The organism is Neobacillus drentensis, assembly GCF_021560175.1.
In the GTDB taxonomy this organism is placed as follows: domain Bacteria; phylum Bacillota; class Bacilli; order Bacillales; family Cytobacillaceae; genus Neobacillus; species Neobacillus drentensis_A.
Genome location: NZ_CP091110.1, coordinates 5,055,171 through 5,076,596, shown reverse-complemented (window position 1 = coordinate 5,076,596; position 21,426 = coordinate 5,055,171). Strand labels below are relative to the sequence as shown.

Here is a 21,426-nt window from a genome sequence, read left to right as displayed (position 1 = left end):
AAAAACAACTATACAAGGGATGGGCCGTTGATCCAGATATTCATATGATCGAGGACTGTCTTTATCTGAACGTCTGTACACCGACAAAAAGTCCGGAAGAAAATAATGACTATAAAAATATTTTATGACAAAGGAGTAGGTAAATGATGTTTACCGGAGCAATGAGTGGAATTTACCGTGTAACGGAATGGATAACTAAATTCGCTTATATAAGTATTTTGTGGATGTTTTTTCATTAATTTGGACTCACTCTCTTTGGACTATTTCCAGCAACGATAAGTACCTTTGTTATTACAAGAAAGTGGATTCAAGGTTGTACAGATATTCCGCTAACAAAAACTTTTTGGCAGACCTATAAAAAGGATTTTAAAAAGGGAAATATAATCGGTTTCATCTACTATATTATTGATTATTTTTTATACTTAGACTTTCACCTACTATTCAATACATCCAATTCAGTTCTGTTTAAAAAGCTAGATCAAAACCAACAGGAAAAGTCGAAAAAACTAATCTCTTAATGTCTTACATAGGAAAAAACCAGGCTAGGATCCATTTCAAATTATTAGTGTAATCAATAACTAAACTATAACTATCTATACAAGTCATTACTCGTAAGAGGAGGTTTTATGGTGTCCAAAAGCATTATATGGTTTGACCAACCGGCAAAAGAATGGAATGAGGCGCTGCCCATCGGTAACGGTCGTCTTGGCGCAATGGTTTATGGAAAAACCAGTATGGAACAAATTCAATTGAATGAAGAATCTGTATGGTATGGCGGACCAAGAGACCGCAACAACCCGGATGCACTTGGTAATATTTCTACGATTAGGGAACTGCTTATGAACGGAAAACCAAAGGATGCAGAAAAATTGGCCATGATGGCCCTTTCGGGTATTCCTGAGACTCAAAGGCACTATATGGGTTTGGGCGATCTTTTTTTAGACTTTAATCATAATGACGTAAGCGACTACAAACGTGAACTTGACTTAGAAAATGGAATTGTTTCGGTTGAATACAACTGCAGTGGGGTGAAGTTTCAAAGGGAAATCTATTCAAGCTATCCTTCCGGCTTAATTGTCATTCGCCTTACAGCAAATCAATCAGCCTCCATCTCTTTTTCAGCCAGATTAACGAGAGATCAAAGCAGGCTGATGGAAGAGGTTAGAGCAAACAGAGGCAACAGCCTTGTGATGAGAGGCAACTGTGGCGGTAAAGGTGGATCTAATTTTCGAGTGGTTCTTTCTGCGAACTCTAAGGGTGGAAGTCTTCAAACTATTGGTGAACATTTACTGGTCAATGATGCGGACGAAGTCACCTTATTTTTAGCTGCCAATACAACTTTTCATCACAGTGACCCAGAGTTAGCCTGTTTTCATGCCGTTGATAAAGTAGAACATATGGATTATGACTGTTTAAAAAGCATTCATATAACGGACTATATAGAACTTTATAACAGGGTAAGTCTAAAATTATATGATCTGTCTAGTGGTCAAAATGAACAGCTACCAACAAATCAGAGATTAAAACGTCTCAAGGAAGGCTATAAGGATAATGGCCTTATAGCACTCTATTTTCAATTTGGAAGGTATTTACTTATTTCAAGCAGCCGGCCGGGCTCTTTACCTGCTAATTTGCAGGGCATATGGAATAATAGTATGCGGCCGCCTTGGGATAGCAAATTTACGATTAATATTAATGCACAGATGAATTATTGGCCTGCAGAGACTTGTAATTTGTCAGAATGCCACGAGCCATTATTCGATTTAATTGAGAGAATGAGAGAACCTGGACGGCGAACAGCGGAAATCATGTACGGCTGCAGGGGTTTTGTGGCACATCATAACACTGATATATGGGCAGACACAGCTCCGCAAGATATCTATCCGCCAGCCACTTATTGGCCAATGGGAGCAGCATGGCTTTGCCTGCATTTATGGGAGCACTATCATTACAGCGGTGATGTGAAGTTCTTAGAGAAAAGCTATGAAACAATTAAAGAATCGGTACAATTCTTCCTGGACTTTTTAATCGAAACAAAAGAAGGATATCTTGTTACATGTCCATCCTCTTCTCCGGAAAATACATATATTCTATCAAATGGAGAATCAGGGACTTTATGTATGGGGCCTTCAATGGATAGTCAGATTCTATCTGCACTTTTTAATTGTTGTATGGAAGCAAGCGAGATTCTTTCAATAGACGACGAATTCAGGGGACAATTAACTAATGCTTTACAGCGCATCCCTCAGCCGAAGATTGGAAAATATGGACAAATACAAGAGTGGCTAGAAGACTATGAGGAGATGGAGCCTGGGCACCGGCATATCTCTCACCTATTTGCATTACATCCTGGTAATCAAATTACCGTTCGCAGGACGCCGGAATTGGCTTCTGCAGCGAGACGAACGATCGAAAGGCGCTTGGAATATGGGGGAGGTCACACAGGCTGGAGCCGTGCCTGGCTGATCAATTTATGGGCAAGATTAGAAGATGGAGAACAGGCCTATTCAAATCTTTTAGCTTTACTTCAAAAATCGACACTGCCCAATTTATTTGATGATCACCCTCCATTTCAAATTGATGGCAATTTTGGAGGTACTGCAGCCATTGCAGAAATGATATTACAAAGTCATGATGAAGTCATTCACTTTCTCCCGGCACTGCCTAAAGCATGGAAGGATGGGTCTGTAAGAGGATTACGGGCTAGAGGTGGATTCGAGGTAGATATTGAATGGGAGGATTATCGCGTTGTAAGAGCAAAAGTCAAATCGTTAAATGGAAAACCTTGTTATTTAAAGTTAAATTGCTCTTTCAAACTGACATGTGAACAAACGAATGGTCTCATACAATGTACAGATATTAATGAAGGAATCAGTCGATTTGATACAGTACAGGATGGAGTTTATATATTGCGTTCATACAGCCATCGGCAATGGCATTTATCTGATTGATCCAAGTAAAACTTGGAACAATCAGGTGATTTGGTCACTTGTACTCTATCAAATGATTGACTCCTTTTCACTGTTTGAACTGGTAGCATTGTTGCGAAATCTGCCTGGAGTCAATCCTGTCTTTTGTTTGAATTGTCGGCAAAAATGTTCAACATTATTATATCCACAGCGAAATGCTACTTCAGCAACTGTATAGGAACCATGCATCAGATATTCTTTGGCTAGGCGGATTCGGCTGATGATGACATCATCAATGCAGGAAATCCTAAAGGTGTTTTTATAGAGTGTTTGTAGATAGCCAGGACTTAGGTGGACATATTCTGACATTTTAGGAATTGTCCAATTATCACCAGGGCTAGTGTAAATTTCAGTACGAAGATTTATAAGGTTATAATATTGTGGGGAAATTCCAGTCTGAAAGTAAGACTCCAAAAGTTTATTAAACAGAATTCTTAACAGGTAGTCTATTGATGATCCTCTAAAATCATTATTAAATGAGTCCTCTGTGACAAGCAACTGAAATAACTTGTGACAATATTCAGGGTCTGCCAATGAAAAAGGTACACCACGTGGAAGCATTGTTTCGGTAACATAAGGTTCATTGGTGTCAAAACGAATCCAGTCATTCATGTATTTTTCAACACAAGCCCGATAGTAAATTTTCTGATGTGGTTGATATAGTATCGCACTGTGCGCGGGATATTCCTTGAGTTCACCATTGACCCAGATAATAGCTGGAGTCTTAGTGACGACAAGGAGCCAGCAGTCATGACCTTTAGGAATATCAAAAACAAAATTACTTGAGTGCACGGCATCAGTTCCTGCATAGTCAATAGTTGTCATAATATCCTCCTAATCTTGTTTTACATGAGACCATTAGCTACTCAGCTCATTTAAAAAATTCAATTTAACGATATTATTACATTTTATACATATTATGTACCATTTTTCTGTCAAATCCAATAACTTATTATTATAAAGATAATTGTATTCTAATAAATTAAAATAAGTTTCATCACTCCTTTACAATATTACATATAGAAATATCTCTGAACAGTTATCGGAAAGACTTGCTTATCAACTCAAACTGAACGAGTGCGTCGACTTTTCCACCAAAAGAAATCAACACATCAGGAGAATTAGACGGCAGCTTTAAGAAAGAAATAACTAAATTGCCAAGGCAGGTTAGAAGTAGATAGACAATGGAAGGATTATAGAATTATATGAATAAAACTAATTTAACGAATCCCATTATATGGGCGGATGTCCCGGATCCTGATGTGATAAGAGTCGGGACATATTATTATATGATAAGTACGAGCATGCATACTATGCCAGGGTGCCCAATTATGAAGTCGAAGAATTTAGTAGATTGGGAGATTATCGGATATGTATTTGATATTTTGGAAGACAATGATGCACATAATTTGAGGGATGGAAAAGGAATCTATGGGAAAGGTTCGTGGGCTGCAAGTTTGCGCCATCATAACGAAACTTTTTATGTATCTTTTTCCAGTAACGATATGAACAGGTCTTATATCTATCAAACAAAAGAAATAGAAAATGGAAAATGGGCACGTTCAACTTTTGAAGGAGTATATCACGATCCCACATTGCTTTTTGATGAAAAAAGGGTATTTGTGATGTATGGCAATGGTGACATTCATATAACAGAATTGACAGAAGATGCAACAGCAATAAAACCGGGAGGCATCCATCAATTATTGTTGGTAACCGATAAAGAAGATATCGGTTTGCGATGTGAAGGATGCCACGCGTATAAGATAGACGGGCGATATTATTTATTATTTATCGAATGGCCAATAGTTGGAAACAAGCGCAGAAGGCAAATATGTTATCGCGCAAGCCAGCTTTTGGGTAAGTATGAGCGTAAAGTGATTTTTGATGATGACATGGAATACCATAATCATGGAATTGCACAAGGAGCGATTTTTGATACGCCGGAACATGAGTGGTATGCCATGTTGTTTCAAGATCATGATGCCATTGGCAGAATCCCCTATATACTGCCTGTCACTTGGAAGGACGGATGGCCCATGGTGGGGATTGACGGTAAGGCACCAAAAGAATTGGAAATAAACGTGCCTGCTTCTTCCAAAAATCCGTTAGTGATCAGTGATGAGTTTGACTATACAGAAAATAATTTGGCCTTGAATTGGCAGTGGAATCATAATCCGGATCATGAGCTATGGTCATTCACAAAAAGGCCAGGCTATCTGCGTTTGGAAACCGGGCATTTAACTAACAGCGTTTTGTATGCACGTAATACATTGACACAAAGAACGGAAGGACCTGATTGTACAGGGATAACAAAGATGGATATTTCAAACATGAAGCCTGGTGATTATGCAGGATTGGTCGCTCTCCAGAATAGCTTTGGGACTGTGGGAATTAAGGCAGAAGTGGACGGAAATAAATACGTCTCAATGTGTGTAAACCGTGGTGATGGTAATGAAAAAATGGTTGAAAGGATTTCATTTTCTAGCAATCAGATTTATTTGAAAATTGAGTTTAATTTTGATGATAGTGTTGATCTAGCGGAATTTTTCTATTCTGAAGACGGAGAAAACTGGAGTAAAATTGGCTGTCCATTAAACATGAAGTATACATTAGATCATTTCATGGGTTACCGGATTGGTTTATTTAATTATGCAACTGCCCAAATTGGCGGATATGTAGATATTGCTTATTTCCATTATCAAAGAGGCTCATTGAACACTGTTAGAATCTAGCGTAGAAAAACAGTGATTAATTCTAAATAATTTGTCATAAAAAAATAGATGATTTATAGGAGAGAAAGGTTAAATGACTGAAAAAAGCAGATTGTTGAAAAATGACAATAGAGATGAAGATCTCCTAGCACCAAAAGATCAAGTGATAAAACGAGATAGCTTTTTCGTTATGTTTGAGAGTGTGATTGAGGCAACTCCCCGTAATGAAGGCAAGCCCTCACAGGAAATCTATTTAGAAGGAGAACAATTGAAAAGTCTTGCCAGATTTGTAGGTGGCGTGGAAGATGAGGAAATGTTGACTCTCCTTGAAGATTGTAAGGGATTCCGTAAGCTGGTTCACAGTATAGGTATAGTAATAAAAACAGGAAATAAATATGCAGGAAAAATCAACTTTGTATTACAAAATTATGGAAAAGGAAAAAAATATGATACTGGAACACTACTAAGAATAGCTTGTCCAACAGATGGAACCGAGATCATTTTAGACCTGGGAGATTACCAATGGTCCCCATCTGATGATGTACCAGGTAAATTTGCCTTTGAATTTGAGCATCCAGGTGAACTAGCAACAGCAAGTGTAAAATTCTATTTGCATGATTCCTATAAGGTCCCTGAGATATCGTTGGAACCACCGGTCACATTTGGCTCAAAAGGTTATCAGTCCATGATTAGAAAATCCCTTTTAAGTAAAGGAAACAATCAAAGATTGAAAGAGGCAATTGAAAAAGCAGAAAGAGGCGAGGATGTAACCATCGCCTATATAGGGGGCTCCATTACTCAGGGAGCTGGAGCAAAACCAATCCATACTCATTGTTATGCCTATCAATCTTATTTGAAGTTCAGAGAAATGTTTGGTAAAGATGATGGAAGGAATGTCCACTTTGTGAAGGCTGGAGTAGGAGGTACACCATCTGAACTCGGCATGATCCGCTATGAACGGGATGTTTTAAGGAATGGAAAAGTAGAGCCGGATATCGTGATTGTTGAGTTTGCGGTAAATGATGCAGGGGACGAAACAAAGGGAATATGTTATGAGAGCCTATGTTTAAAAATACTTTCTTCGGAAAACAAACCAGCTGTTATTTTATTATTCAGCGTATTTGTAGATGACTGGAATCTGCAGGAAAGGCTTTCTCCCATAGGAATGCACTATGAACTCCCAATGGTAAGTGTAAAAGATGCAGTGGTAGAGCAGTTTAGACTTACAAAGGAAGAGGGAAATATCATAACCAAGCGGCAATTTTTTTTCGATATCTATCATCCAACGAACGACGGTCATACTATAATGGCAGATTGCCTTTCTTATCTATTTTCTGAAACGAAGAAATCCTTTAGAGATAGAAATGATATAAAAATGGATAGATCGCCGGTTTATGGTAATGGTTTTAAGGATGTTCAGTTACTGGATAGGAAAGATAACCGAATAGATGCAAAGATAAATGTGGGCAGTTTTTGGGAAACAGATGTAGATTTGCAGATGGTAGAGATGGATGCTAACCCTTTCGTCACACCTCAATTTCCAAATAACTGGATGCATACAACTACATCAGGAAATGAAAGTTTCAAAATGACAATAAACAGCAGAAGCCTCATTCTTGTTTATAAGGATTCTGGAAATAGTGAGTTTGGGATAGCGGAAATATTTGTGGATGGAAAGCATGTAAAAACCGCCGATCCTCATGAAGTTAACTGGACTCATTGCAATGCTGTCATCTTGTATCAGGAGAATGCCTGCCGGGAACACAAGGTAGAAATTAAGATGGCTTCCGATAATGAAAACAAATGTTATACCATTTTGGGATTCGGATATACCTTTTAAGTTTTTATGTCCTGCCTGGTGATGGTGAGTATGATTTCTCATTGAATCCATATTCCAAATAATGGTTTATTTGAAAGCCTTTACTTTTTTGGAGCAGTGTTCATAAAAAAAATCTCAATGATTCAGAATATTTATGTAAATTATGTTGACTCATGTGAATCATTACAGTAATATTTTAACTAGATTTAAGCTATATTATAAAATCTGGTTTTATAATGTAAAACAAATTATAAAAGAGAACTAATGCTTCAACATAGTAATCTACGTCTAGAGACCCAACAAAAAAGGATTGATAGTAAATGCCAATAATTCAATCAGTTGAAAGAGCATTGACGATTTTAGACTTGTTTGATGAACATTCAACTGAATTAAAAATAACCGAAATTAGTGAGCGAATGAACTTAAATAAAAGTACTGTTCATTCATTATTGAAAACGCTAAAAAAAAGCGGTTATATTGATCAGGATGGAGAGAGTGGAAAATACAAGCTTGGCATGAAGTTACTTGAAAGAGGTAATTTTGTTATAACCAACTTAGATGTCCGGAACATCGCAAAAAAATACTTACTTGATTTATCGAAAAAAACCGGTCACACCCTTCACCTCGTCATATTAGAGGGAAAAGAAGGTCTATATATAGATAAAGTAGAGGGAACTTCAGCAAATGTTCTATATTCTCGGATTGGAAGGAGGGTACCGATACATACCAGTGCAGTAGGAAAGCTCCTTGTTGCTTTAAGTTCCCAAGAAGAGATTGACAAAATGATGGATGGCTATGTATTTGAGCAAAGGACACCTAGAACAATTACAAATAAAATTGATTTTTTAAATGAATTGGCTGAAATAAAAATAAATGGATTCGCTTATGATCGAGAAGAGAATGAGCCTGGTATTTGCTGCCTCGCATTTCCGATTCGTAATTATACAGGCAATGCAGTAGCTGCTTTTAGTGTTTCGATGCCTACTCCTCGATTAAATGATGAGGAAATGGAACGAATTATACCATTGATGCTTCACACTGGCGAAAAAATATCTCGAGAAATGGGTTATGTGTCAAAAACTCCTTATTATTAATAATGGAGTTTTTATATGAGTACATTATAAAACTCAGTTTTATAATGTAAAACTAATTAGAGGTGATTGGATGCGTATTATACGATTCTTAGAAGAAAACGGTTTATCAAGATTGGCTGCTATTACGGATGAGAATTTACTTTACGAATTGCCATTTGAAAACATCCTCGAATTAAGACAGACAGCCAAACAAGGAAAAGTCTCGATGGTTGAAATCATTCAGCAAGCGATCCAAGATACCTTGCCTAAGAAGGAAGATTTAGGACAGCTTCAATTACTCGTACCAATTGAAGCACAGGAGGTATGGGCTGCTGGGGTCACTTATCTTAGAAGCAGGGAAGAACGAAACTATGAAGCTACCGGTGGGAAACATACCGAGCCAACCATTTATGATAAGGTTTATGAGGCAAAAAGACCGGAAATTTTCTTGAAATCCACTAAAGAACGAACAAGAGGAACAGGCGAAGACCTCTGTTTAAGATCTGATTCAAGCTGGCAGGTTCCCGAACCTGAATTAGCTCTTGTCTTAGATGAGAATGGGGAGATTTTTGGATTCACAATTGGAAATGATTTGAGCTGCCGGGATATTGAGGGGGAAAATCCACTCTACTTACCGCAAGCTAAAATATGGAAAAATTCATGCTCGATTGGTCCAGCTATTCGTTTGGCAGAAACAGTTGAAGATTTCTATAGCTTCCAGATTACCTGTCGCATCTATCGGAATCAGGTAAAAGTATTTGAAGAAACAGCGAGTACCCGTGACTTACGAAGAACATATGAAGAACTTTCCTCCTATCTTGTAAAAGATAATATTGTGTTTAATGGGACTGTCCTTTTAACAGGAACAAGCATTGTTCCACCTGAAAGTTATACTTTACAAGACGGTGACCGTATTGAAATAGAAATTCCGGGTATAGGTAAATTGGTTAATCCGGTAGTAAAACAAGCAGTAAAACTAGTTGAAACAAATTAGTTGAAAAGATATGAACAGAAGGGAAAGGGTAGCTATGACAGTTCAAACTGAAGTAAAAACGTATGGGAATTTTATTGGTGGAGATTGGGTTCCAGCATCTACCAATTTGGTTGAAAAGAGTTATAGTCCGGCACACCGGAATGAAATAGTTGGGTACGTTCAAAGTTCATCAGCAAGTGATGTAGATAAAGCTGTTGCTGCTGCTCAAAATGCAAGTGCGCCATGGCGGAATTTATCTGGTGCTCAAAGAGGTGACTTCCTTTTTAAAACTGCGGATATCATGGAAAAGCGCCTGGATGAAATTGCTGAAACACTTACAAGAGAAATGGGAAAAACCTTTCCAGAAGCAAAGGGGGAAACGCTGCGCGGTATCGCTATTCTAAGATATTATGCTGGAGAGGGCTTACGGAAAACCGGTGATGTCATTCCAGCAACAGATAGTAAGGCGTTAATGTATACAACCCGTGTACCCTTGGGTGTTGTGGGAATTATTACTCCATGGAATTTTCCGGTTGCGATTCCGTTGTGGAAAATGGCACCCGCTTTAATTTATGGAAATACCGTTGTAATTAAGCCTGCACAGGAGGCTTCCGTCACTTGTGCTAAAGTAATCGAATGTATGGAGCAAGCCGGCTTGCCTGCAGGGGTAGTCAATATGGTGACGGGGAAAGGTTCAGTTGTTGGACAGCGCATCATTGATCATCCTCAAATAAACGGAATCTCCTTTACTGGTTCCAATTCTACCGGTAAAAGAGTGGCATTTGGGGCAATTGAACGGGGGGCAAAATATCAATTAGAAATGGGCGGGAAAAATCCGATTATTATTGCAGATGATGCCGACCTTGAGGAGGCAGTGGAAGCAACTATAAGCGGGGGACTTAGATCCACGGGTCAAAAATGTACCGCAACTAGCCGTGTCATTGTACAAGAAGGAATCTATGAAGAATTCAAAAAAAGATTAGTTGATAGAACAAGAGAATTAAAGGTTGGCGATGGTCTTGAGGAAGGGACCTGGATGGGACCATGTGTAAATGAATCACAGTTAAACACTGTACTTTCCTATATTGAAAAAGGAAAAGAAGAAGGCGCAACCGTTCTAGTTGGTGGTAACAGGCCATCAGAAATTGAACTGCAGGATGGGTATTTTGTAGAGCCGACCATATTTGATGATGTTAAATCAGACATGACAATAGGTCAAGAAGAAATTTTTGGTCCGGTGTTAGCCTTAATAAAAGTTAAAACAATTGAGGAAGCAATCGAATTGGCTAATGACATTCCATATGGCTTAAGTGCATCCATATTCACGAAAAACATTGGGAATGCATTTCAATTTATCGAGGCAAGCGAGGCAGGGCTTGTTCGTGTAAATTATGAAACAGCAGGAGTAGAATTACAAGCTCCATTTGGCGGTATGAAAGCATCCAGTTCCGGCGCACGAGAACAAGGAACTGCTGCGATAGAGTTTTACACCTCCATTAAAACAGTATTTGTTAAGCCATAATGAAAAAAGAAAATTAGTCTATGATAGGGGACTGTACATAGGTGGATAGTATCCATTATAGTATGGTTTCCCTTTTATAAATGCATAGATTTCTAGAAAACGATTCTAGTGTTTTAATGAAAATTGTCTTGGAGCAGGAGGCTTTATATATGACCGGAAATGTAAATGATAAAAGGCCAATAATTAACAATCCAATTAACCCTTATAGGGAAAATGTCCAAGGGAAGGCAAATGAACCGATTACAGTGGCAGGACTATTGGATCGGGCCAAAAAGGTTCTAGGAGACTCATATCAAGGGTCAAAATCCGATTGGACATTAGGGGAAATATATAACCGTTTAGAAGAAAATGCACCTCGTATCGCCATTATTGGCGGCTCTGCCGACCATCCTGCCCATATTTTAGATCTAGAAACCGTTTCCCGGGCAGCTTTAAAAATTTGGGAAGAAGGCGGGGTTCCGTTTTATTTTAGTACACCAGTGATGTGTGACGGTACAGCCCAAAGTAATATGGGGATGTCTTATTCACTGCAAAGCCGTAATGCCATTGCTGAGATTGTCGTCAATCAAATGGAAGCGCATTCCTATCATGGGGCATTTGTTATCCAAGGTTGTGATAAGCAGCCGTTAGGGGTATTAAGTGGTTTAGCTTTATTGGATCGAGTCCGGCGCTATCGTGGGGAAGCACCAGTATTTGCAACATTTGCACCTTCGCACGTTTTAAAGGGAGGAGAAATTCCGCAGGATTTACAAGTAGAATTAAAAGAAATTGCAGAAAGAGCATCATTAATGGGTGAACAGAATATTGCCGATGATCTTAACGATGCATTAAGTTTTATCTTACAATGTACATCGAATACACAATTTCAAGGAGTTCTTGCTCGAGCTGTTGAAAAAGGGATTATTACCCACGAGCAGCATAAGAATTATGAAAAGAGGCTTGCGATTAATACTTGTGACTCTGCAGGGGGAATATGTGCTTTCCATGGAACTGGAAATAGTTCCAGAGATTTGATGGCAGGTTTTGGCTTAGTTCATCCTAAACTGGAACTGTTAACAGAACCACCTACTTCAGATCAGCTAAAGCCAGCCATTGAATCCTTATTTACGATAGCGAATCGCCCAGAATGCAGTGTGGCTGAGCTGGTCGGTGCTAATATTGCTAATGCCATCCGGATTCATAGCTCTGGCGGCGGGTCCACCAACTTAATGATGCACATTGTTGGGGCAATGGTCTATGCTGGATATGACTTCAGTCTTTGGGATATTGAGAAAATTCATCAATCACATCCTATACCAGATTTATTTCATTACAGCCTTACAGAAGGCAGGGATATTTTCGTACTCGCAGAGCAATGCTGCTCTGGTCAGATTAGAGGAATGGAAACTCTTTTTTATGAATTAATTCGAAATGGAGTTCCGATGGATGTCGATGCTTTAACTGTCACTGGCCAAACTTGGAAGGAAAGGCTGAGTAATACGGAAGGACTAAGTGCAGATGGGGTTAAGGAAAATCCAATCATCCAAAGTAAGCCGCTAAGAAAGTTCAGTGGAGTCGATGTGTTACGGGGGAACTTTTTTGAAAGTGCGGTTGTCAAAATTAGTGGGATGACTACTTATCAATTAGATCAATTTGATGATAAAGTTTCGTTTGTACTTTATTTTGAAAATGAAGAAGATGCGAATAACCAATTATTAAATGACCAATTATTAGATGAACTAAGAGACGAGCAAGCATTTTCGCAAGAGCATTTGCTGCAAATGTGGAAACATAATCAACCAGAAAGTTATGGAGAAGCAGGTGCCTTATCCTATCATCAATTATTTAATCGAATGGTAAAAGATCAATGTTTGAAACTTACTATAATTATTGCTGGTCAAGGACCTGAGGCATTTGGAATGCCTGAGATGTTCAATCCGATGCAGCATATTAATGCAAATCGCCAACTCAAACGTTTAGCTACTCTAATTAGTGATGGCCGCTATTCTGGAGTTACTTACGGGGCAGCAATAGGCCATATGACTCCCGAAGCTTATAATGACGGAGGGGTGTTATACCTAAAACAAGGGGATCTATTACACTTACGCTTCCGCGCAAAACGAATTGAACTGCTTGATGCTGAGAGTTTTACAAATGGAGAAATGAAACCTTACTTAGGTGATCTCAAGCTCGATAGAGGGACACTTGGAGAACAGAGGAAGGAAACCATGAAAAAGAGACAAAGAACGGTAGCAGCTTCTAACCGTCTTGTTGGCTGCACAAGTGCAGTTGAAGGAGTCGTACCGTTAGCAGTTAAGATGGATGCTGTCATACCATTTTCTCCTAGAATAGCTATTAAACATCAATAGAATCAGTTTTTTATTAACTTGTATTAGTGAGACTGTTACTTTAGCTAACAGTCTCTTTGTCTTTTCATTCAAATTGAATGCTAATTAAAAGGGGATAATTTTTTTGATTAATAGAACAGAATATGAGTAACAATTTATCACGGTATAATAGAGTAAAAGTTTGTTTTTGATCCAGACTACAATGTGAAACCAGCCTATTGGGCAATTATCGACCATAAATAAATAAAATAGTAAATCAGCTCCGGTATTGGAGCTGATTTTTCTAATAGGTTTGCTAAGCAAGCTGCATATTTTTTTACTTAAAAGTGCCTATTCCGCCGCCAGCAAAAATCAACGTTAACCCTGTAGAGTTCAAGGCTAACGCCGCTTAGTCTTTTCTTATCAATCTTTCATCTCTGGGGACTTAATAGATAACCCTGTTCTAACGATGGTAACGTGAGGGGTTACGCTAACCTCAAGGTTTGAAAATTCCTCGGACCATTTATGTTTATGTTGTTCTTTCCATGCTTTTGGATAGCTGCGATAGACCGCATTTCCAAATCCAAATATATCGGTATGATACTTTTTTTGTGCTTTATAAAGTGCTAATTCACACCTTTTCTCGACATCCTTTTCCATTAAGGTTTGAACATATTGTAAAACCTTAGGGTTACCTAAATCCAATTTTGAACTGTTTTCAAACACTTCAACTTGTGCTTGAATATTCACATTCATTTTTACTTTGCTTTGTACAAGTCTTGGTTTAACCTTTGTCCGGCCTTTTTTTAACTCAACACTGATTTTTCCTCCACCTTTTTCTTTTGGGATCGATACGGTAATGTTCCCTTTCACCATCTCATCACGAATCCACAGCACTCCACGTGTATCCTTATCATTGATCCATCCTGCCAGTTTATCTTTACGAAATACAGCTGTTCCAATAATGGCGGCAGTCTCTTTAGAACTGTTCCTGCCCTTTTCTTCTGATCGTATGGCTACTTCAGCCGCCAAAGGGGAGATGCCTTCGGTCGTGAGCATATTGAAAAAATCCTTTATCATAACTTTTACTCCCACCCCTTCCTTCTCCTCCTCCCGTATTCCTTCTGAAGAGTATCGTTCAATCACCGGAGTCAGTTTCAAAATAGGTGCGGCCTCTCCTTTTGAAAACAAAATAAAGCTGCGCATGCGAGCTTCTCTAACTCTTGATATGTAATCCAAAATTTGATAAACTCCATCCTTTGCAGCCTTTTCTCCAATAATTAAGATCCTGTTATGAGAGAAGAAAATCCGGCGAGGCAATTTTTCTTGAAGTCTCCTGAGCGCATCCATCATACTTTCGCCTGTCTCTGAAATGACTACGGTAGAACCATTGCTGCCGATGGAACCGCCGGTTCCCACAGGCCCAAGCTGCTTTGGGATCGCTATTTGAAGTGAAACACGAATTTTCCCATCATTCATCTTGTCGATAGCGGTAGCCGTAACGATTGTGATATCATTGATCTCAATCCGGCTCCAACAGCCGGTCAGCAAGAATATCATCATACAGCTTATCACTAGGATTCCTAGTTTTTTCATATTGTTTCCCTTTCCGAACCACGACTCGTGCTAGTTTCTAGTTTTTAGGCGGCCGTGGACGCATTGAATGATTCATTCGTTTACGATTCTTTTTCCCTGTCTGATCGGAACGGTCAATCATTTTCCACCAAGGGGCACGTACATAAGTATCTTTGAGGCTCGAGAAATCCAAAGGTGCAACTGGAGACAAATAAGGAATACCGAACGAGCGAAGCCGGGTCATATGGATTAAAAGAATTAAACAAGCTACCAGGATACCGTACAATCCGAGCGTTCCAGCGCATATCATCATCGGAAATCGGAGCAAACGAATGGCAATTCCCTGACTAAAGACGGGAAAAATAAATGAAGATATACCTGTTATGGAAACGATAATAACCATTGATGCTGATACAATTCCTGCTTCTACTGCGGCCTGCCCAATTACAAGGGCCCCAACAATACTTACAGCTTGTCCAACTGGCCGCGGCAGGCGTACACCGGCTTCTCGCAAAGCCTCAAAGGAGACTTCCATTATAAAAGCTTCTACTAAAGCGGGAAACGGAACAGTTTCCCTGCTCGAAGCCACACTGAGTAATAAGGTTGTAGGAAGCATTTCTTGATGATAGGAAGTAATGGCGATATAAAGTGATGGCAAAAGCAAAGCGCCAGCCAGCATAAACAAGCGAAGCCATCGGATGATCGTCGAAACCATGAAATGCTGATAATAATCCTCGCTCGATTGGAGCATTTCAAAAAAACTAACTGGAACAATTAAGGCAAAAGGGGTATTATCGATAAGAATCCCGATTCTGCCTTCCAATAAATTTGCCGCTATTTTATCCGGGCGTTCCGTATTGTTTACTTGAGGAAAAACAGAATAGGGGTTGTCCTGAATAAGTTCCTCGATATAGCCACTTTCTAAAATTGCATCGATATCGATTTGATTGAGTCTTTCTTTTACCTCCGCTATTAGTGAGTTCTCAGCAATTCCATCCAAATAGGTCATCACTATCTCCGTTTTAGATAACCGCCCCACGATCATGGATTCCATTTTAAGCTGAGGCGTTTTTAGCCTTCTGCGAATCAGACAGGTGTTGGTTCGCAGATTTTCAGTAAATCCTTCCCTGGGCCCCCTAATCACTGCTTCGGTCGCCGGTTCTTCGACGGATCTCATTTCCCATGCTTGAGCTTTAATAAAAAGAGCTTGATTGATTCCATCCAATAATAGAATCGTGTCACCGCTTAAAATGTGATTCACTATTTCCTTCATGGTTTTTCCTATACTTACTTGCGAAACATAAATTAGTGGATCTCGAAGAAAAGACTCCATCTCTTTCAAAGGTATTTTCGCGTACGGAAACGTCCCATTATTCCCCACGTTCAATAAGGGTTTTATCACGTCGGAATCAATGATCTGATTATCAACCAAACCATCCAAAAAAATAAGAGCTCCATTTTGTATCCCAGCCAGCTGAAATTCACGAAAAATAATATCCGAAGATCGTTCAAAAATCGTTTTCAACTGCTCTAAATCGCTGTGAAAATTGCCTTTAAGCTGCTCCTCGTAGAAATCTTTTTCATGGTTAGATGGCTGTTGGTTTTGGCTTTGTTTTGAATTTGAGGTTTTCATCCCAAACCAGCTCATGAATCCCATCTTAAAAACTCACCTCCTGATGGTTAAATTTTTTTCTTATTTTAACCAGAGATAAAAATAAAATCGCGGATAGATGTGAAAATTTTGTTTATGTTAATACTAAGTGGATTTAACAAAAAATGGGTAAGGTGGTGGGAAACCATGGAGAGAATCTCAATTAGCCAATTATTTATGCTAACACTAGTATTTCAGATTGGTACCTCGGTCATATTTGGATTTTCTTCTGCAGCAGGTAGTGATGCTTGGTTATCTACTTTAATATGTACGGTGATTGGGACATGCCTCATTATTATGTATCTCATCTTAATGCGTCTTCAGCCGGGATTGACTCTTGTTGAATGGTTTCCCGCCCAGTTTGGCCAATGGATCGGTGTTCCCCTTTCTTGGTTCTATATGCTTCAGTTTTTATATAACGCAGGACGAACACTTGGCGATATAAAGGATCTTATCCCCACCACCATTTTGCCTGGAACTCCTAATTGGGTCATAATCGGTGTGTTTATGATTGCCATCTCTTATGCTTTGTATAGTGGAATTGAGGTTCTAGCCCGGCTTGCCGAATTGATTTTACCAGTTATCTTAGTTTTATTTTTAATAGAGATCGTCTTAATTTTCTCCTCGGATATAATTCATCTCAAGCATTTACAGCCGGTTTTAGGGGAAGGATGGGGACGTATTTGGAAAGCGGTATGGCCGAACGGGATCCAGCAGTCCTTTTCGGAGACCCTTGAATTTGCGATGATTTGGACATTAGTGATCGATCCGAAACGGATAGTAAAACCCACTCTTTTAGCGTCTGTTTTGTACGGAATTCTCCTTGCTGCTTTTGATGCACTAGCTGTTCTTACCTTTGGTGAGGGTACCTTTTCAACCAGTATCTATCCCCTTTACCGGTTAGTCAAAGTTATCTCTGTTGCAGATTTTCTTGAAAACCTGGATGCATTGGGGATATTGTATTTTGTGGGAACGGCGTTCTTTAAAGTGTCGTTACAACTTTATGGTGTCATTCGGGGGGTGCAGCTATTGTTGTACCTGCGTGACAGCAGGGTATTGGTAATGCCTGTATCGATGATCGCATTTATTTTAGGATTAACCATATCAAGGAGCACTTCAGAACATTGGTATTCTATAAAAAATTTAGGATATATGGGCTTAATATGGTGGATTGTTATTCCCTTTCTCTTATTAATCTTAGCCTGTATTCGCAGAAAATTTTCAAATAAATCAATGGTTAGAAGTGGATTGTAGGGGCATTAGGAGCTGAATATCTGTATGGAAAAATATCTCTGGCCGTGGCAGTCAAAAGTAATAATTGATAATCCTTTGGTATTTTATACATTCCTCTGTTGCCTTTCTATTATTTTATCTATCATAACGTGGATAAGAAAAAAAAGGAAAGATGTTCATAAGGAGTAGCTAGTAGGATATTGCACAAATTCCATTTATTTACAAGACGCGAAAAAAACAGTCCGGATAAGGTGAACTATAACCCGAATAATGGACACTTAAAAAAAGTCCCTTATTCGGGTTTTTTGTGTCCCCTGAATTAAAACCCGTTTATAATTATTTGCATAAAAAGGTCTTTTTTAAACTGTCCACTTTATGGGTCACAGTTCAAAATAAAGTTGGAGGTTTTTTCATTCATTATTCTTTCTAGCTTTCTTTTATTCTTGAAGTACAATAAAAACAACCTGCTAAAAGGTAAAAAAGTAATATGAAAATAGAGTTTCAATTTTTAAAGATAAGGGGTTCGATATGTCTAAATATGGGGTCTATGGCTTTCGTTTCTTAGATACTCTAAATAGTTCCTTCTACCAGCTATTTGCCGTGGGGTATCAAAATATCACTGAATCTTCATATGATTGGGATGGTTTAAAACGAAAAGATGGCCCGCTTCTTTTGTTCCAATATACAATCTCAGGATTTGGAAATATTGAAATAGATGGAGAGGTTCATCAGGTCGATGCAGGATCGGCATTTATGGTAGAAATCCCAAGTAATCACCGCTATTATTTGCCAGCTAACAGTGTTAACTGGGAATTTTATTTTATTTTAGTAAGGCCTACCAATATAAAAAGAGAATGGACAGAACTGGTCAAATTAATCGGCAAGATTCCCAAAATTCCAGAGGACAGTTCGCCGATTATTTTTTTAAAAAGTACCTATTTCGCCGCAAGCAAGAATCAGATAAACGATGGTTTTCGTGCTTCTTCTATAGTCTATCAATTTATTATGGAGCTTTTCCGGTATAGTACGGCTTATAAAAAGGAAAAAGAAATCTGGCCTAAAAAAGTAGTCCAAGCTGTCGGTTATTTAGAGGAAGAGTACGTTTCCCTGCAGAGTCTCGAAGAACTTGCAAGCAGGGTGGAATTATCCAAATATCATTTTACCCGTCTATTTAAAAAAATAACGGGACTGTCACCTATGGAATATTTAACAAAAGTCCGCATGGAAAAGGCAGTCAAGCTTCTTCGAAATACGGATTTAACGATCGAAGAGATTGCAAGAAACATTGGATATTCTAATGGCAGCTACTTTATTAAGGTATTCCGGGAGTGGATTGGCTTTTCACCAGGGGAGTTTCGCCAAGGCAAAGACCTTGCTTATTTAAATGAGCTCAGGTTTGATTGAAGAAATGATTCAGTGAGCAATATTTTACAACAAAGGGCAAAATGTTATCGTAGATGTAGATGTCACAATTCCTTATTATTAATTTAAAGAGCAATAATTTAGTAGAAAGGGAATGAGAAAATGAGACATCATACATTTGCAAAAACTCCTCCATTAGGCTGGAACAGCTGGGATTGCTATGGAGCAGCGGTAAGGGAAGAAGAAGTAAAGGGAAATGCTGATTATATGGCAGAGTATCTTAAACCATATGGCTGGGAGTATGTGGTTGTTGATATTCAATGGTATGAACCTGGAGCAATTTCCTCCGTTTATCGTCCGTTTGTTCCGCTGGAAATGGATGAATATTCACGGTTAATTCCAGCTGCCAATCGGTTTCCTTCTGCCGCTGACGGTAAAGGATTTAAAAGGTTAGCAGAATATGTACATAACCTCGGGTTAAAGTTTGGAATTCACATTATGAGAGGGATTCCGCGTCAGGCTGTCCATGCCAATACCCCGATACTAGGGACGAAGGCTACAGCAAGAGATATTGCTCACCCTAATTCCATTTGTCCTTGGAATACCGATATGTATGGGGTAGATGCCTCAAAAGAAGGGGCTCAGGAATATTATGCTTCCTTGTTCCAATTGTATGCTGAATGGGGAGTCGATTTTGTAAAAGTAGATGATATCGCAGCATCACGGCTGTATGACACCCATTTAGATGAAATTAAATTGATTCGAAATGCAATTGAAAACTGTGGAAGAGATATGGTCCTTAGTCTGTCTCCGGGACCTGCTCCATTGGAATATGCGGAAGACTTAAAAGCAAATGCAAACATGTGGAGAATGACGGATGATTTCTGGGATCATTGGAATCTGCTATACGGCATGTTTGAACGGTGTGAAAAATGGAACGAATATACGGGGGCAGGTCATTGGCCTGATTGTGACATGCTTCCATTAGGGCATATTGGCATTCGTTCCGTTGATGGAGGCGGGGCAGACCGCTGGACTCGGTTCACAAAAGAAGAACAAGTGACGATGATGACGCTCTGGTCTATTTTCCGTTCACCGCTTATGTTTGGCGGAGAGCTAAGGGACAATGATGAATGGACACTTTCATTGCTAACAAATAAAGAAGTACTTGAATTAAATCAGAATAGCCACAGCAATCGCCTAGTCTACCGAAAGGACGATAAAATCGTCTGGACGGCAAAGGATCAGGAAAATAATACTTATGCAGCCTTGTTTAATGCAACAGATGAGCCAGCAGAAGTTGAGGTTACATTAGAACAATTGGGGATTTCCTCTAGAAAAAGAGCTAGAGATGTGTGGAGCCAGGAAGAGCTAGGTGAAATTACAGATGGATTGAAACAACAGCTGCCACCGCACGGTTCCATTTTAATAAAGTTAGTTTAATATTTACGAAGATGTGGAAGAAGGAGAATTCCATCGTTTGAGGTACTTTATACAATTTGCCTCCAGAATCATACTTTGGAGGCACCCTCTACTTATGAAAAATAATAATGGCTGTACTTATGCATAGTATTTAAGACGTTTTAACCAATTGAATTTTGGTAAATACTCGGTGGCACAGAAGGTAAATACTATAGGCACCAAGACTAAAAATAAATAAAAAGGTTATCGGCCATTTATAAAGAATAAGAGCCATTAATCCAAGATAAAGGATCGCAATAAGAGTGGTTAGGAAATACCTAATGGAGAAAAACAGTGAATTTTTGATTGCGTTGATCCAGCTCATGTTAAAATTAGCGATGGTCGGAAAGATAAATATGGTCGTTAGTAGAATTAAGATCCCCATTAAAAATAAAACCGGAAGCAATATAGGCTGAAACGAGCCGACATTTTTCAACAACATCAAATCTAAAAAAAACAGGCCGCAAAAGATAATCCATAGAATTCCCAGGCCAAAACTTTGTTTAAAGTTTTCTTTGAAAAATTGAAAGAAGGGCCTGATCACACTATAGTCCTTGTGTAAGATCCATTGGCGGGTCACACAATACATCGCAACTGTAGCAGGAAAAATGGTTATGACAGGGATACAAAGTAACAACCATAGAATGTTTAACTGAAAAAACGCTGAAACGACTTCAAGTACGCGAACGAATTTTCCATCATATCTAAACATTGTATTTTCACCAACTTCCTAAATAGTTTGTTGTAACTTAAAAATAAGCATAGCTT

The 21,426-nt window shown here is 38.8% G+C and carries 14 protein-coding genes and 1 pseudogene; 11 read left to right on the top strand and 4 right to left on the bottom strand.

Annotated features, from left to right (window positions below; translation table 11 throughout):
- Window positions 1–254: 254 nt before the first annotated feature.
- Window positions 255–518 (top strand): annotated as a pseudogene (locus tag L1999_RS29910) (DUF624 domain-containing protein); the annotation flags it as partial.
- A gap of 108 nt (window positions 519–626) precedes the next feature.
- On the top strand, window positions 627–2,951 hold the full coding sequence (locus tag L1999_RS24225; RefSeq protein ID WP_430539987.1) for a glycoside hydrolase family 95 protein: 2,325 nt from the start codon (window positions 627–629) through the stop codon (window positions 2,949–2,951).
- 48 nt (window positions 2,952–2,999) lie between these two features.
- Here the strand turns inward: L1999_RS24225 and L1999_RS24220 are convergent, their stop codons facing one another.
- A complete protein-coding gene (locus tag L1999_RS24220) occupies window positions 3,000–3,794 on the bottom strand; it encodes an AraC family transcriptional regulator (protein WP_235740858.1) in 795 nt (264 codons plus the stop codon).
- A gap of 380 nt (window positions 3,795–4,174) precedes the next feature.
- On the opposite strand from L1999_RS24220, the gene L1999_RS24215 reads away from it, so the two are divergent.
- The 6 genes from L1999_RS24215 (at window position 4,175) to L1999_RS24190 (ending at window position 13,418) form a co-directional block, all read left to right on the top strand.
- Window positions 4,175–5,704, top strand: a complete 1,530-nt coding sequence (locus tag L1999_RS24215) for a glycoside hydrolase family 43 protein (protein WP_235740857.1) — start codon at window positions 4,175–4,177, stop codon at window positions 5,702–5,704.
- Window positions 5,705–5,777: 73 nt separating this feature from the next.
- On the top strand, window positions 5,778–7,523 hold the full coding sequence (locus L1999_RS24210) for an SGNH/GDSL hydrolase family protein (protein ID WP_235740856.1): 1,746 nt from the start codon (window positions 5,778–5,780) through the stop codon (window positions 7,521–7,523).
- A 299-nt stretch (window positions 7,524–7,822) separates the two neighbouring features.
- Entirely contained in the window at window positions 7,823–8,596 is a 774-nt protein-coding gene (locus L1999_RS24205) for an IclR family transcriptional regulator (protein WP_235740855.1), read from the top strand.
- A gap of 70 nt (window positions 8,597–8,666) precedes the next feature.
- Entirely contained in the window at window positions 8,667–9,569 is a 903-nt protein-coding gene (locus L1999_RS24200) for a fumarylacetoacetate hydrolase family protein (protein WP_235740854.1), read from the top strand.
- A gap of 34 nt (window positions 9,570–9,603) precedes the next feature.
- Window positions 9,604–11,070, top strand: a complete 1,467-nt coding sequence (gene gucD, locus L1999_RS24195; RefSeq protein ID WP_235740853.1) for an alpha-ketoglutaric semialdehyde dehydrogenase GucD — start codon at window positions 9,604–9,606, stop codon at window positions 11,068–11,070.
- Between the two features lie 149 nt (window positions 11,071–11,219).
- Window positions 11,220–13,418, top strand: coding sequence for a dihydroxy-acid dehydratase domain-containing protein (locus tag L1999_RS24190; protein ID WP_235740852.1), 2,199 nt, complete (start codon window positions 11,220–11,222; stop codon window positions 13,416–13,418).
- Between the two features lie 381 nt (window positions 13,419–13,799).
- Here the strand turns inward: L1999_RS24190 and L1999_RS24185 are convergent, their stop codons facing one another.
- Together L1999_RS24185 and L1999_RS24180 are read right to left on the bottom strand one after the other, a co-directional pair.
- Window positions 13,800–14,972, bottom strand: a complete 1,173-nt coding sequence (locus tag L1999_RS24185) for a Ger(x)C family spore germination protein (RefSeq protein WP_235740851.1) — start codon at window positions 14,970–14,972, stop codon at window positions 13,800–13,802.
- A 37-nt stretch (window positions 14,973–15,009) separates the two neighbouring features.
- Window positions 15,010–16,608: a spore germination protein gene (locus L1999_RS24180; RefSeq protein ID WP_235740850.1), complete on the bottom strand. Its 1,599-nt coding sequence runs from the start codon at window positions 16,606–16,608 to the stop codon at window positions 15,010–15,012.
- A gap of 141 nt (window positions 16,609–16,749) precedes the next feature.
- Here L1999_RS24180 and L1999_RS24175 point away from each other — a divergent pair, with 141 nt between their 5' ends.
- The 3 genes from L1999_RS24175 (at window position 16,750) to L1999_RS24165 (ending at window position 20,640) form a co-directional block, all read left to right on the top strand.
- Window positions 16,750–17,856 carry a GerAB/ArcD/ProY family transporter gene (locus L1999_RS24175; RefSeq protein WP_235740849.1) on the top strand — a complete coding sequence of 369 codons (1,107 nt, stop codon included), beginning with the start codon at window positions 16,750–16,752 and terminating at the stop codon, window positions 17,854–17,856.
- Window positions 17,857–18,363: 507 nt separating this feature from the next.
- Window positions 18,364–19,239, top strand: a complete 876-nt coding sequence (locus L1999_RS24170) for an AraC family transcriptional regulator (protein ID WP_235740848.1) — start codon at window positions 18,364–18,366, stop codon at window positions 19,237–19,239.
- Between the two features lie 120 nt (window positions 19,240–19,359).
- The gene (locus L1999_RS24165; RefSeq protein ID WP_235740847.1) at window positions 19,360–20,640 is read left to right on the top strand and encodes a glycoside hydrolase family 27 protein; all 1,281 of its coding nucleotides are present in this window, start codon (window positions 19,360–19,362) and stop codon (window positions 20,638–20,640) included.
- 130 nt (window positions 20,641–20,770) lie between these two features.
- Here L1999_RS24165 and L1999_RS24160 read toward each other — a convergent pair whose 3' ends face one another.
- Complete coding sequence (locus L1999_RS24160) at window positions 20,771–21,370, bottom strand: YesL family protein (protein ID WP_235740846.1); 600 nt, start codon at window positions 21,368–21,370, stop codon at window positions 20,771–20,773.
- Window positions 21,371–21,426: the final 56 nt, after the last annotated feature.